We start from the raw sequence: 12,761 nt of genomic DNA, 5'->3' as shown, positions 1-12,761 counted from the left end.
ACCGCCCATTACGGCCACAACCCTACGGCCCAGCTTTCCAGTCGCCCATGAACACGCGGTCACGAGAAAGTGAACGTTGGTTGAACCCGGCCCGATTGCACCTGGATCCGGCGAATCCATGGTGCAGGCTAAGCATAAGCTAGTGCTGTGGACCCCCTGCTCATCGGAGTTGCCTCCGGACTGATCGGCCTGCTGATGGGCGCCTTCGGCGTGCTCGCATTCACGCTCAGCGACCGGCAGCGGAAGGTCTTCGACGCCGAGGACGAACCCAGCCTGCCGGCCGGTGCCGCGGAGGTGCTGGCCGTCGTCGGGCGGGCTTTCGTGGTGGTCGACGTGCTCGACGGCGTGGTCCGGGCCAGCCCGGGAGCGTATGCCTTCGGTCTGGTCCGCGGGCACACCGTGGTGCACCGGGAACTGCTGCAGATGACCGACCGGGTGCGCCGCGGCGGTGTGATCGAGGAACACGAACTGGAACTGCAGCGCGGACCGCTGGGCGAAGGCACCATCATCGTCCAGGTCCGGGTTGCCCCGCTCGGCGAAGACTACGTTCTGCTGTTGGCCGACGACCGCACCGAAATCACCCGGACCGAGGCAATCCGCAACGATTTCGTGGCTAACGTTTCGCACGAGCTGAAGACCCCGGTGGGTGCGATTTCGCTGCTCGCGGAGGCGCTTGAAGCGTCGCCGGACGACGAGGAAGCGGTGCGGCGGTTCGCGCAACGGATGCACAAGGAGTCGCTGCGGCTGTCCGCCCTGGTGCAGGACATCATCGAACTTTCCCGGTTGCAAGGGGCGGACATCGTGCAGCAGGGCCACGCCGTCGACCTGAACAATGTGATTGCCGAGGCGGTGGACCGTTCCAAACTGCAGGCCGAGGCGAAGCACATCGAGTTGGTGACCGGCGGCACTGCGCCGTCGCCGGTTTTCGGCGATGCGGACCTCCTGGTCACCGCGTTCCGGAATTTGATCGACAATGCCGTCCGCTACTCGCCGGAGCACACCAAGGTCGGCATCGGCCTGCGCCGGACCGAGGGGCTGGTCAGCGTCTCGGTCTCCGACCAGGGCGATGGGATCAGCACCGAGGAACAGGAGCGGATCTTCGAGCGCTTCTACCGGGTCGATGCGGCCAGGTCCCGGCAGACCGGAGGCACCGGACTCGGGCTGAGTATTGTGAAGCACGTGATTTCCAACCACGGAGGCGAAGTCACCGTGTGGTCCCAGCAAGGCAAGGGCTCAACATTCACGGTTCGTTTGCCGGAAATGGAAAGCCAGCAGAATCAAGGCGCAGACGGCGGCATCGAGGATGCCCGCCGGCTGTCCATACCGAAGGAGTGACTGCGTGAGCAGGATTTTGATCGTAGAGGACGAAGAGTCTTTTTCCGACCCCTTGTCCTATCTGCTGGCCAAGGAAGGTTTCGAGGTCGAGGTGGTGGACAACGGAATCGACGCGATCACCGAGTTCGACCGGGTGGGCGCCGATCTGGTGCTTCTGGACCTGCAGCTCCCGGGGCAGTCCGGAACCGAGGTCTGCCGGCAACTGCGGGCACGCTCGTCCGTTCCGGTGATCATGTTGACCGCGAAGGATTCGGAGATCGACAAGGTGGTGGGCCTGGAACTCGGTGCCGACGATTACGTTACGAAACCTTATTCATCGCGTGAGCTGGTGGCCCGGGTCCGGGCGGTGCTGCGCCGGCAAGGCGAGCCGGAAGAGCTGATGACCACGACGGTCCAGGCGGGCCCGGTGCGGATGGACATCGAGCGGCATGTGGTCAGTGTCAACGGCGACCAAGTGTCCCTGCCGCTGAAGGAGTTCGAGCTGCTGGAGATGCTTTTGCGCAACTCCGGCCGGGTGCTCACCCGCGGCCAACTGATCGACCGGGTCTGGGGTTCGGACTATGTCGGAGACACCAAAACCCTCGATGTGCACGTCAAACGGCTTCGCTCCAAAATCGAACCGGACCCGTCTGCGCCGCGGTATCTGGTGACGGTCCGCGGGCTGGGTTACAAGTTCGAGCCGTAACCACCGGCCGCGAATCGCCGGCCGCGCCGGCCCGGCCAGAGCTGCTTTCGAGCATCAGAAGGGCCGCCCGCTTGAAGCGGGCGGCCCTTCGGCAAATCTCGGGGATTCCGGAACCGGAAGCTCAGGAAGAAGGCGTCGCCGACGACGTCGGGCTCGGCAGTGCCGGGCCGGGGACGTACTTCTTGTACTCTTCCAACGTGCCGTCCAACACCGGGACCTTGAGCTCGGCGCTCTTCGGAGTGCTGGTTCCGTCCTGGCTGATCGTGACTGCTTCCAGTGCGCCGGCCGGTTCGGCCACCGTGCTCAGGATCGACGCCTCATTGCTTTCATTGAGGTAGTACGGTTCGCTCGGATTGACCGTCACCTGGGTCTGGGCGCCGTCGGAGCCGCGGAAGGTCACTTGGACCGGTGCCTGCGAGTTGTTGAAGACCGCGCCGAGCACCCGTCCCGGCTGGTCCGCGCGTCCACTGGTCACGAGCAGGATGTTGCGCAGCTCGACATCGCCCAGATTGATCTGGGCACCGTCCGACGGAGCATAGGTGTGGGTGGTCTGCTGCGGCGCGATGTAGCTGCAGGCGGAGACTCCCAGAAGGCTTGCGCCGATCACGGCGACGGCGCCCAGGCGGCGGGGGAGGCTCAGGCCTCGGTGGCTCGCAGCGAGTTTCACGTACATTCTCCTCATATCAACGCGGCTGTGCCGATCGTCTGCGCGGTCTCCGACGGGAACGCATCGGATTTGGTCCCGGGACACAGCTACGGCTCAGAAAGCTTGCCCTCATAGCGTATCCGCAAATGCCGCCCGACTCGACTTGGACGCCCGCCGTCCGGGCCGCGGATCATTGGAAGTTCTGGAATTCCGCGGGCATATCGATGCACTTTTCGGCTAGCGAGTCAAGAGGGAATTAGCAGCGAATTCTTTGTCCCAGCTGTCCCTGACCTGCGAGAACATTGGCATCTGGCGGCTCTGCCGCGATCATTTCGTGATAAACTGGGATGCGGGAAAGGGAGAATCCACATGGTTTTTGAGGTCGGCGAGACAGTAGTTTACCCGCACCACGGTGCAGCAAAGATCGAAGAGATCAAAATGCGCACCATCAAGGGCGAAGAGAAAATGTATCTCAAGCTCAAAGTGGCCCAGGGTGACCTGACCATTGAAGTACCGGCAGAGAATGTCGATCTGGTTGGCGTCCGCGATGTGGTGGGCAAGGAAGGTTTGGAGCACGTTTTCGATGTGCTCCGGGCCGAGTTCACCGAGGAACCCACCAACTGGTCACGCCGGTACAAGGCGAATCTGGAGAAGTTGGCATCCGGCGATGTGATCAAGGTGGCAGAAGTCGTCCGCGACTTGTGGCGCCGGGATCATGACCGTGGGTTGTCAGCCGGAGAGAAGCGGATGCTGGCGAAAGCCCGGCAGATTCTGATTTCCGAGCTTGCTCTGGCGGAAAAGACTGACGAAGAAAAAGCAGCCACGGTATTGGATGAGGTTTTGGCCTCCTAGTACGCAGCTGCTGAGCAAAAGGCCCTGGTCCCCATGGACTGGGGCCTTTGCTTTGCCCGGTCTCTTTGCCCGAGTTGCTTTGCCCAGTCCAGTTTTGCCCCCGTCAGGTTTTTGCCCCGGTCGCGCCTGGCGGTCCGGTCCCACTGAGTCGGCCCACTGAGTGGGGCCGAATGAGCATCTCCCAGTGGGCGGAGCTACTCGGTGGGACACAGCCGCAGGGCGAAGCGGCGAGCGGAACTCCGGCCTGTGCCCGGGATACCCTGGTGGGATGGATGCTCAGCACGAATTGCGGGTGGCGGTCATCGTGGTGGCTGCCGGTTCCGGTGAACGGCTCGGACAGGGCCAGCCCAAGGCCCAGGCGACTCTGGGCGCGGAACCGCTGCTGGCACATGCGTTGCGCGGCGTCTTGGCTGCCCGGGTCGGCCAGCTGGTCTGCGTAGTGGTGCCGCGGGGGGATACCGAGTTGCGCGCGGTCTGCGCCGGGATCGATCCGGAGATCATCACGGTCGACGGCGGGTCCACCCGTTCCGACTCGGTCGGCAATGCCTTGGCAGTGTTGCCGGAAGGCATGGATGCGGTGCTGGTGCATGACGCGGCCCGGCCATTGACTCCCGAGGAAGTCTTCCACCGGGTGCGCAACGCCCTGGACGCCGGGGCGAAGGCGGTCATTCCCGCGCTGGCCGTGGTGGATACGATCAAGCGGGCGCAGCCTGCGGCGGATCCCGGCATCGCCCCGGAACAGGTGCACTCCACGCCGCAACGCGAGGAGTTGCGCGCGGTGCAGACGCCGCAGGGCTTCGACTTGGCCACCTTGCGGACCGCGCATGAGGCCGCGACGATGTTCGACGACGCGCAAGCCGCGGCGATCACCGACGACGCCATGCTGGTGGAGTCGCGGGGGGTTTCAGTGTTCCTGGTACGCGGCTCCGAGCTGAGTCTGAAGATCACCACGCCGACCGACCTGTTGATCGCCGAGGCCCTGCTCGAAGGCCCGGCCGCACCTCGTTGGGTGGAAGGCTGATGCGGCTCCCACGGACCGGCATCGGCGTCGACGTGCACGCCTACGGAGACGATTCCGCGGAACTCTGGTTGGCTGGTCTGCATTGGCCCGGAGAACCCGGTTTGTCCGGCCATTCGGACGGGGACCCGGTGGCGCATGCGGCAGCAGACGCGCTGTTTTCAGCGGCCGGCATCGGTGATTTGGGCACGCATTTCGGCACTGACCGGCCTGAATACGCCGGCGCTTCCGGAACGACGCTGCTCGCGGCCGCTGCTCGAATCATCCGCGAGGCGGGGTTCGACATCGGCAATATCGCGGTGCAGTTCGTGGCCAATCGGCCGAAGTTCGGTCCCCGCCGAGCCGAGGCGGAGGCGGTCTTGACCGAAGCCGCGGGTGCTCCGGTTTCGGTTTCCGCGACGACGTCGGACGCTTTGGGTTTCGCCGGGCGGGGCGAGGGGATCGCGGCGATCGCGACGGCCCTGGTGTACCCGAGCACCGGAACTGCAGCTCAACATTAGGCCCGGAATGTCGAGCTGTGGCAGTTCAGCTCCAGATTGGAAGCGCAAAACAGAGCCGACGTGGATTCGTCGGCTAGCCTTGAGGGGTGACTCTGCGCTTTTATGACACCGCAACAGCTGAAGTACGCGACTTCGTGCCCCTCGTCGAGGGCCAGGCTTCGCTGTACTACTGTGGTGCCACCGTGCAGAGCGAACCGCATATCGGGCATCTGCGCTCGGCGTTGGTCTTCGATCAGCTGACGCGCTGGCTGCAGGCCAAAGGGCTGAAGACCACGGTAGTGCGCAATGTCACCGATATCGACGACAAAATCCTGGCCAAGGCGGCCGAAGCCGGCGAGGCATGGTGGGCCCGCGCTTACCGCTATGAGCAGCAGTTCAATGCCGCCTACGACAAGCTCGGCATCGGCCGACCGGACTATGAACCCCGCGCTACCGGGCACATCCCGGAGATGCACACGCTGATCCAGGACCTGATCGACCGCGGCCACGCCTACCCGGCGCCCGACGGCTCCGGGGATGTGTATTTCGACGTGCGTTCCTGGGCCAAATACGGCTCGCTGACGCACCAGAACATCGACGATATGCAAGCGGCAGCGGACGCGGATCCGCGCGGCAAAAAAGATCCCCGCGACTTCGCGCTCTGGAAGGGCCGCAAAGCCGAAGAGCCCGCGACGGCGTCCTGGCCCAGCCCGTGGGGCCCCGGCCGTCCGGGCTGGCATCTGGAATGCTCCGCGATGGTGGGCAAGTACCTGGGCGACGCTTTCGACATCCATGGCGGCGGCCTGGACTTGCGCTTCCCGCACCACGAGAACGAGATGGCGCAGTCCCAGGCGGCCGGAAAGCCGTTCGCGAACTTCTGGATGCACAACGGCCTGGTGGCCTACCGGGGTGAGAAGATGTCCAAGTCGATCGGCAATGTGGTCGGCCCGGAAGAGTTGTTCGCGCAGGCTTCGCCGCGCGTGGTCCGGTACTACCTGGGCCAGGCGCATTACCGGTCGGTGCTGGATTATTCGCCGGAGTCCTTGGCCGAGGCAGAGGCTGCTTTGGACCGGATCGAGGGCTTCCTTGCCAAAGTGGTCAGCTATCTGGATCAGCCTGGGGTCAGCTGGACAAGGTATGTTCGTGAAGCCGGGGATCTTCCGGTGGGCTTCATCGAGGCCATGGACGATGATCTCAATGTGCCAAGGGCGCTTGCTGTGCTGCATGAAGCAGTACGTTCGGGGAACATTGCGCTTACTAATCGTGATGGTTCGATGTTGAGAGTCTACTTTTTACAGGTGGTCTCCATGTTGGATGCCCTGGGGCTGGCTTCTCTGCCACAAACTGAAAGAAATATCGATAAACGGGACGAGATCGTTGGTCCATTGATTGAAGCGCGGCTCTCTGAACGAGCTGAAGCCCGCGCTGCCAAGGATTGGGCACGCTCGGATGAGATCCGAGAGCAGCTAGAAGCGCTAGGCGTTAAGATCGAAGACTCATCCAATGGCGCCACGTGGTCCATTGAACGAAAGCAACAGAGGTAGAGCAATGGCTGGAAATCCCCGCGCCGCCAAAGGCAAGAAGGGCCCGTCGAAAGGCACTGGAGGCCTCGGCCGCAAGGCGCTCGAAGGCAAAGGCCCCACGCCCAAGGCCGAAGACCGTCCATACCACAAGGCCTACCGGGCCAAGGAACTCGCCGAGCGCTCGGCCGCGAAGCGCCCCGGCAGCTCCAGCGGCCAGGGCGCCCAGCGCGGTGGCCAACGGCGGGGCCGGGCCAGCGAGGAAATGGTCACCGGCCGCAATTCCGTGGTCGAGGCGCTGCGTGCCGGCGTGCCGGCGAAAGCGCTCTACATCGCGGTGCGGATCGAGGTCGACGACCGGGTCAAAGAGGTCTTGAAGCTGGCCTCGGAACGCGGCATCCCGCTGATGGAAACGCACAAGCCGGAGCTGGACCGGATGACCGATGAGGCTGTGCACCAGGGCCTGGCCCTGCAAATTCCGCCGTACAACTACGCGGACGCCATCGATCTCGCCCAAGAGACCATGGACAAATACAAAAAGGGCTACATCAAGCACGCGCCGCTGATCGTCGCCCTGGACGGCATTACCGATCCGCGCAACCTGGGCGCAATCATCCGCAGCGTCTCGGCCTTCGCCGGGCACGCCGTCGTCGTACCGGAACGGCGCAGCGTCGGTCTGACCGCCTCCGCCTGGAAGACCAGCGCCGGTGCGGCCGTGCGGGTCCCGGTGGCCCGGGCCGGAAACCTCAACCGGGCCCTGGAGTCCTTCAAGGGCATGGGCTACTTCGTGCTCGGGCTCGACGGCGACGGCGACGTTTCGCTCCCGGAACTCGCAGTGGCCAAAGAGCCGGTGTGCATCGTGGTCGGTTCCGAGGGCAAAGGCCTTTCCCGCTTGGTCCGGGAGAATTGCGATCAAATCGTCTCGATCCCGATCGATTCCGCGATGGAATCGCTCAACGCCTCGATGGCGGTGGGCATCAGCCTGTACGAAGTGTCCAGGCAACGCGTCGCGCCGAAACCGGGAAGCACCACTGCCTAGGCCATGACCGAGATTCTTTCCGCCACCGTGCTCGGCGCGGCGGCTTCCCGGCCGTTTCCGCTCGGCCTGAGCGCGCCTTTGCAGGGCGACCCGGCCACCGTGGTGAATGTCGCCGTCTGGGCCCCGGACCTGACCGAACTGATCCTCTATTTCCGGCCTCCGGGCGGAGCCTGGCAAGCGCAGCTTTTGCCGGAGTTTTCGGACGGAGTGCACCACGGGGTCGTGGAAGGCATGCCGGTCGGATCGCACTACGGCTTCGGCCGCGAGGACGTCGAGCCGGAATCCAGCCAATTGCTGCTGGACCCGTATGCCCGGGCGATCGACTCCGGAGAACACCTGCTGGGCGTCCGGATGGCCGCAGATTTCGATTGGGGCGGCGATGCGGCACCCTTGACCCCTTGGCGGGACAGCGTCATCTACGAGGCGCATGTCAAAGGCCTGACCAAGCTGCATCCTGAGGTTCCGGAGGAGATCCGAGGCAGTTACGCGGGCTTGGCGCATCCGGCGATGATCCGGCATTTGCGCGAACTCGGCGTCACCGCGGTCCAGTTGCTCCCGATCCATGCGCACCTCGACGAGGTGCATTTGCGCGAGCTCGGGCTGCCGAATTATTGGGGCTACAACACGATCGGCTATTTCGCCCCACACGCCCAGTACGCCTCCGCCGCGGCGCAGGCTGCCGGGCCGCAGGCCGTGCAGGACGAGCTCAAAGGCATGGTCAAGCTGCTGCACGCGGCCGGGATCGAAGTGATCCTCGACGTGGTCTACAACCATACGGCCGAGGGCTCGCAGGGCGAACCGGCACTGAGTTGGCGCGGCTTGGCGGAGCACCGGTACTACCGGTTCGACGGCGACCCGGCGGCGGGTGCCGGCTATCTGGACACCACCGGGGTCGGCAACACTTTGGACTTCGGGGAGCCGAAGGTGATCCAAATGGCGCTGGATTCGCTGCGTTACTGGGTCGAGGAATTCCACATCGACGGATTCCGCTTCGATCTGGCGGTCACCCTGGGCCGGGACGCAGCCAATGCGTTCAGTCCGCAGCATCCGTTCCTGGTCGCCGCGGCGACCTCGCAGGCGCTATCCGGGGTGAAACTGATTTCGGAGCCTTGGGATTTGGGCAACGACGGTTGGCAGACCGGCCGGTTCCCGGTGGGTTGGGCCGATTGGAATGACAATTTCCGGGATTCGATCCGCGATTTCTGGCTTGCCGACCAAGGTTCGATCGCCAATGGCGGGACCGGCGGCGGGCTGGCCCGGCTCGCCGATGCGCTCTCCGGTTCGACCCGGTTGTTCGCCGCCTCCGGGCGCAGCCAACTCGCGTCGATCAACCTGGTGACCGCGCACGACGGGTTCACTCTGGCGGATCTGACCGCTTACAACCAGAAACACAATGCGGCCAACGGCGAGGACAACCGGGACGGCAATGACAACAACCGGTCCTGGAACCACGGTGCCGAAGGGCCGACCGAGGATGCCGGGATTTTGGCGGCCCGTCGGCAGAGCGCGAAAAACGTGATGGCGACGTTGCTGCTCTCCCTGGGCGTGCCGATGATCACCGCCGGCGACGAACTCGGCCGCAGCCAGCAGGGCAACAACAATGCCTACTGCCAGGACAACGAGATTTCCTGGCTCGACTGGTCGGCGGCGGATCAAGACCTGTTCGCGGCGACCCGCGGCCTGGTCCGGTTGCGCAAGGACTATCTTTCGGCGCAGCCTTCCACCTACCCGGCGCGGGACGAGACGTCCTATCTGCACTGGTTCGACGCGGCGGGCAACCCCTTGTCCCCGGAGCAGTGGCAGGACGGCTCGCAGCGGGTTTTGCAGATGCTGCTCGGCTCCCCGGACGGCGTGATGGACGGCCTGGTGGTCTTCAACGGCACCGCGGAACCGGTCGACGTGGTCCTGCCGCCGCTGGACGGTCGGGAGTTCGAACACCGGTTCAGCACCAATGCCTCGCATCCGGAGCGCCAGGGCAGTCTGCACCGGCCCGGAAGCACCGACCAGGTCGACGCGAACACCATCACGATCTACAAGGCCTGAGCCGGCCGGAGCGCTTTCGGAGCATGTTCTGGCAGGATGTCCCCGTGGAAAGGTACCCGATATGACGACCCGAGCGAAGTCTCCGGCCGCGAAACGGAAGCAGTTGGCAACCCTGATCGCCGGCGTGATCGCCGTATTGATCGTGCTGGGTGCCGCTTTCCTGATCAACAAGTTGGGCGCCAACGACGCCGCGGCGCCGGCGGCGAGTTCGGCCAAAGCCAGCACCGGCAAAACCAGTTCGGCGAAGCCGACGCCGGCGAGCTCGGGCAGCACCCCGGGCAGCTCCGCGAGTGCTGCCGCGAGCAGCAAAACCAACGCGCCGGCGAACCCGTCCAAACTCCCGGTGATCAAGGCTTCGCAACTCCCCAAGGAAGGTCAGCAGACTTTGGCTTTGATTGGCAAAGGCGGCCCGTACCCCTATGACCGGGACGACATCAACTTCGGGAACTTCGAGGGGGTCCTGCCGAAGCAACCCGGTGGCTATTACCGTGAATTCACCGTGCCGACGCCGGGTGCCTCGAATCGCGGAGCCAAGCGGATCATCGTCGGAAAGAGCGGCGAGAAGTATTACACGGACGACCATTACGCCAGTTTTTCGTTCATCCAGGAGGACCAATGACCCGCCCGCAGGTCTATGAAGTGGCTGCCGCCCAGAGCAAGGACCAGGTTCTGGACGCCTTCGCGGCAGCGCTGGATTTCCCGGACTACTTCGGGCGCAACCTGGATGCGCTCGCCGATTGCCTGCATGATTTCGCGGCCGCGGCCAGTGCGCCCACCACGGTGGTCTGGCGCGTCGATGCGGGTTTCGAAACTACCCGGAGCTACCGCCTGATCCGGGAGATCCTGGCCGAGGTGGCGGCCAAGTCGAAGCAGGAGTCGCCCAAGGCCGCGGTGAGTTTCGTGCTGCAGGAACAGCCTCCGGCCCCGGCGGTCCAGCGGCACTAGCACATCCGCGTTAATCCGGTTCGCGGGCAGTGCCCAGGCTGCAGTCATCTGCGCTTGCCACGATGTGCTCGTCAAGCGTCTGCGGACGCGAAATGCTACCGAAAGCACAAGCCATGAGACGAACCCTCAGCTCTGCCTTCTCTGCCCTGCTCGCCGCCATGATCCTGGTGCTCGGCGGCGCCTTCTTCCTATCCCCGGCGCAGGCCTCGCCCGCGACGGCGCAGCCGGCCGCGGTCCATTCGGCGGTCCTCGGCGGCTCCGCGGAATCCGCGGCGGCCCGATCCGGGAACCCCTCCGACCTGCCCACCATCAATGCGTCCGCGCTGCCCAAGGAGGGCCGGGACACCCTCGCCCTGATCGCCAAGGGCGGCCCCTATCCGTACAAACAAGACGACCAGACATTCAGCAACCGCGAAGGCATTCTGCCCGCCGAGCCTAGCGGCTACTACCGGGAGTACACCGTGAAAACCCCGGGTGCTTCGGATCGCGGCGCCCGCCGGATCATCGCGGGTTCGGACGGCGAGAAGTATTACACCGCCGACCACTACGCGAGTTTCAAGTACATCGACGAAAGCAAATAATCCGAGTTCAGTTTCATCACGGGCCGGTCCCACCGAGTTCGCCGACTCAGTGGGACCGGCCCGTGGTGTCCCATTCCGACGCCCGACCCAGTGGGATATGCCCGCGAGGCTCGATCCGCAGGGGCTGGCCCGGAACGGCTCAGAAGTCCCAGTCGGCGTCGTTGGTCCCTTCGGACTTCCCGATCACATATGCCGAGCCGGAACCTGAGAAGAAATCGTGGTTCTCATCCGCCCCCGGAGAGAGCGCAGCCAAGATTTCCGGATTGACTGCGGTTTCGGCGGCTGCGAAGGGAGCCGGGTAACCCAGGTTCATCATCGCCTTGTTCGCGTTGTACCGGACGAACACCGCGACGTTCTCGGCAAGTCCCAGAGGCGCATACAGTTCCTCCGTGTAGGCGAGTTCGAGGGCATAGAGTTCCGCCAGCAGCGCGCTGGTGAAGTCCCGCAGTTCCGCCTGTTCGGTACGGCCGGCCAGCTCGATGCCGCGCTGGAATTTGTAGCCGCTGTAATAGCCGTGGATCGCCTTGTCCCGCAGGATCAACCGGATCATGTCCGCAGTATTGGTCAGCACGCCCCGGCAGGAAAAATGCAGGGGCAGATAAAAGCCGGTGTAGAGCAGCAACGAGGACAGCAGGGTCGAGGCGGCTTTGCGTTTGAGCGGCGCTTCGCCGGCGTAATGCGCGAGCACGGTCTTCACCCGCTGCTGCAGCAGGTCGTTTCCGATGGCCCATTCGTAGGCTTCATTGATGCGCGGGGTGCTGCACAGGGTGGAAAAGACCGAAGAATAACTCCGCGCGTGGATGGATTGCATGAACGCGATGTTGGTGTAGACGGCTTCCTCGTGATCGGTCAGGGCATGCTGGATCTGGCAGATCTCACCCACCGTGGCCTGCACGGTGTCCAGCATGGTCAGCCCGGTGAAGACCCGCATGGTGAGGGTTTGTTCGAGTTCGCTCAACTGCTGCCAGGACGGCAGGTCATTGGACAGTGGGACTTTCTCCGGCAACCAGAAATTCGCGGTCACCCGATTCCAGATTTCCAGGTCTTTCTCATCCCCGATGCGATTCCAATTGATCGGTCGGATGCGGGCTTGTGGGTCCTGGGCGAAGCCCGGGGGCGTGATCGCGGTGTCGAAGAAGTTCCTGGGGGCTGATTCGGCAGTTCTGGGATGGCTCATGCGACGCGGCGTTCCGGTTGGCCGGCCCAAAAGGCGTCAAGCCCCCGCTCGACGGCAAGCACGTCGTGCTCGGTGCCCAACAGCTCGAAACGGTAGAGCACCGGTACCGCACACTTGCGCGAAATGAGCGTACCGGCAAGGCAGAAATCCGCACCGAAGTTGGTGTTGCCGGAGGCGATGACGCCGCGCAGCAGGGTCCGGTTCTGCGGAAGGTTCAAGAAGCCGGCGACTTGCCGGGGCACCGCGCCGGTCGCCGCGCCTCCGCCGTAGGTCGGCGTCACCAGGACAAATGGCTCGGTGGCACCGAGCATGGGCTCGAGCCGGGGCCGCAGCGGGATCCGGGCCGCGGCCCAGGACAAGCGGTCCACAAAACGCCGAGTGTTTTCAGAAACGCTGGAAAAGTAGATGAGGTTGACCATCTTCCTCCTAAGTAGCAACTGA

General features: G+C 64.3%; 14 protein-coding genes. 11 read left to right on the top strand and 3 right to left on the bottom strand.

From position 1 onward, the window contains the following. Positions 1–147: 147 nt before the first annotated feature. Entirely contained in the window at positions 148–1,335 is a 1,188-nt protein-coding gene (locus JOE69_RS07855) for a sensor histidine kinase (protein ID WP_309797560.1), read from the top strand. 4 nt (positions 1,336–1,339) lie between these two features. Further along, positions 1,340–2,020 (top strand): winged helix-turn-helix domain-containing protein, encoded by a 681-nt coding sequence (locus JOE69_RS07850; RefSeq protein ID WP_296363108.1) that lies wholly within the window; start codon positions 1,340–1,342, stop codon positions 2,018–2,020. Between the two features lie 121 nt (positions 2,021–2,141). Here JOE69_RS07850 and JOE69_RS07845 read toward each other — a convergent pair whose 3' ends face one another. Beyond that, on the bottom strand, positions 2,142–2,687 hold the full coding sequence (locus JOE69_RS07845; protein WP_296363110.1) for a hypothetical protein: 546 nt from the start codon (positions 2,685–2,687) through the stop codon (positions 2,142–2,144). Between the two features lie 348 nt (positions 2,688–3,035). On the opposite strand from JOE69_RS07845, the gene JOE69_RS07840 reads away from it, so the two are divergent. The 9 genes from JOE69_RS07840 to JOE69_RS07800 all read left to right on the top strand — a co-directional run bounded on the left by JOE69_RS07840 (position 3,036) and on the right by JOE69_RS07800 (position 11,143). Beyond that, positions 3,036–3,518 (top strand): CarD family transcriptional regulator, encoded by a 483-nt coding sequence (locus tag JOE69_RS07840; protein WP_167990786.1) that lies wholly within the window; start codon positions 3,036–3,038, stop codon positions 3,516–3,518. Positions 3,519–3,786: 268 nt separating this feature from the next. Continuing rightward, on the top strand, positions 3,787–4,539 hold the full coding sequence (ispD, locus tag JOE69_RS07835) for a 2-C-methyl-D-erythritol 4-phosphate cytidylyltransferase (RefSeq protein WP_309797554.1): 753 nt from the start codon (positions 3,787–3,789) through the stop codon (positions 4,537–4,539). Then, positions 4,539–5,036, top strand: coding sequence for a 2-C-methyl-D-erythritol 2,4-cyclodiphosphate synthase (ispF, locus tag JOE69_RS07830; RefSeq protein ID WP_309797552.1), 498 nt, complete (start codon positions 4,539–4,541; stop codon positions 5,034–5,036). The genes ispD and ispF overlap by 1 nt, the downstream gene beginning before the upstream one ends. 86 nt (positions 5,037–5,122) lie before the next feature. Then, positions 5,123–6,559, top strand: coding sequence for a cysteine--tRNA ligase (cysS, locus tag JOE69_RS07825; RefSeq protein ID WP_309797550.1), 1,437 nt, complete (start codon positions 5,123–5,125; stop codon positions 6,557–6,559). 4 nt (positions 6,560–6,563) lie between these two features. After that, positions 6,564–7,574 (top strand): 23S rRNA (guanosine(2251)-2'-O)-methyltransferase RlmB, encoded by a 1,011-nt coding sequence (rlmB, locus tag JOE69_RS07820; RefSeq protein WP_296363114.1) that lies wholly within the window; start codon positions 6,564–6,566, stop codon positions 7,572–7,574. A 3-nt stretch (positions 7,575–7,577) separates the two neighbouring features. Beyond that, on the top strand, positions 7,578–9,617 hold the full coding sequence (gene glgX, locus JOE69_RS07815) for a glycogen debranching protein GlgX (RefSeq protein ID WP_309797548.1): 2,040 nt from the start codon (positions 7,578–7,580) through the stop codon (positions 9,615–9,617). A 61-nt stretch (positions 9,618–9,678) separates the two neighbouring features. Continuing rightward, positions 9,679–10,236 carry a guanyl-specific ribonuclease gene (locus JOE69_RS07810; protein ID WP_309797545.1) on the top strand — a complete coding sequence of 186 codons (558 nt, stop codon included), beginning with the start codon at positions 9,679–9,681 and terminating at the stop codon, positions 10,234–10,236. Beyond that, positions 10,233–10,562, top strand: a complete 330-nt coding sequence (locus JOE69_RS07805; protein ID WP_296363117.1) for a barstar family protein — start codon at positions 10,233–10,235, stop codon at positions 10,560–10,562. Before JOE69_RS07810 ends, JOE69_RS07805 begins: the two co-directional genes overlap by 4 nt. A 113-nt stretch (positions 10,563–10,675) precedes the next feature. Then, positions 10,676–11,143, top strand: coding sequence for a guanyl-specific ribonuclease (locus JOE69_RS07800; RefSeq protein WP_309797542.1), 468 nt, complete (start codon positions 10,676–10,678; stop codon positions 11,141–11,143). Between the two features lie 139 nt (positions 11,144–11,282). On the opposite strand, the gene nrdF is transcribed toward JOE69_RS07800, so the two are convergent. After that, positions 11,283–12,320 (bottom strand): class 1b ribonucleoside-diphosphate reductase subunit beta, encoded by a 1,038-nt coding sequence (gene nrdF / locus JOE69_RS07795; protein ID WP_309797540.1) that lies wholly within the window; start codon positions 12,318–12,320, stop codon positions 11,283–11,285. Further along, positions 12,317–12,739, bottom strand: coding sequence for a class Ib ribonucleoside-diphosphate reductase assembly flavoprotein NrdI (nrdI, locus tag JOE69_RS07790; RefSeq protein WP_309797539.1), 423 nt, complete (start codon positions 12,737–12,739; stop codon positions 12,317–12,319). Before nrdI ends, nrdF begins: the two co-directional genes overlap by 4 nt. Positions 12,740–12,761: the final 22 nt, after the last annotated feature.

Source organism: Arthrobacter russicus, from assembly GCF_031454135.1.
Classification (GTDB): Bacteria; Actinomycetota; Actinomycetes; order Actinomycetales; family Micrococcaceae; genus Renibacterium; species Renibacterium russicum.
Note: the sequence above shows the minus strand (reverse complement) of the source record. Positions and strands in the feature narration are given on the sequence as shown.

Coding starts and splice junctions, on each gene's coding strand:
- ispD (WP_309797554.1), top strand. CDS start 3,787: ATGGATGCTCAGCACGAATTGCGGGTGGCGGTCATCGTGGTGGCTGCC.
- nrdF (WP_309797540.1), bottom strand. CDS start 12,320: ATGAGCCATCCCAGAACTGCCGAATCAGCCCCCAGGAACTTCTTCGAC.
- JOE69_RS07805 (WP_296363117.1), top strand. CDS start 10,233: ATGACCCGCCCGCAGGTCTATGAAGTGGCTGCCGCCCAGAGCAAGGAC.
- JOE69_RS07840 (WP_167990786.1), top strand. CDS start 3,036: ATGGTTTTTGAGGTCGGCGAGACAGTAGTTTACCCGCACCACGGTGCA.
- nrdI (WP_309797539.1), bottom strand. CDS start 12,739: ATGGTCAACCTCATCTACTTTTCCAGCGTTTCTGAAAACACTCGGCGT.
- JOE69_RS07810 (WP_309797545.1), top strand. CDS start 9,679: ATGACGACCCGAGCGAAGTCTCCGGCCGCGAAACGGAAGCAGTTGGCA.
- ispF (WP_309797552.1), top strand. CDS start 4,539: ATGCGGCTCCCACGGACCGGCATCGGCGTCGACGTGCACGCCTACGGA.
- JOE69_RS07800 (WP_309797542.1), top strand. CDS start 10,676: ATGAGACGAACCCTCAGCTCTGCCTTCTCTGCCCTGCTCGCCGCCATG.
- rlmB (WP_296363114.1), top strand. CDS start 6,564: ATGGCTGGAAATCCCCGCGCCGCCAAAGGCAAGAAGGGCCCGTCGAAA.
- glgX (WP_309797548.1), top strand. CDS start 7,578: ATGACCGAGATTCTTTCCGCCACCGTGCTCGGCGCGGCGGCTTCCCGG.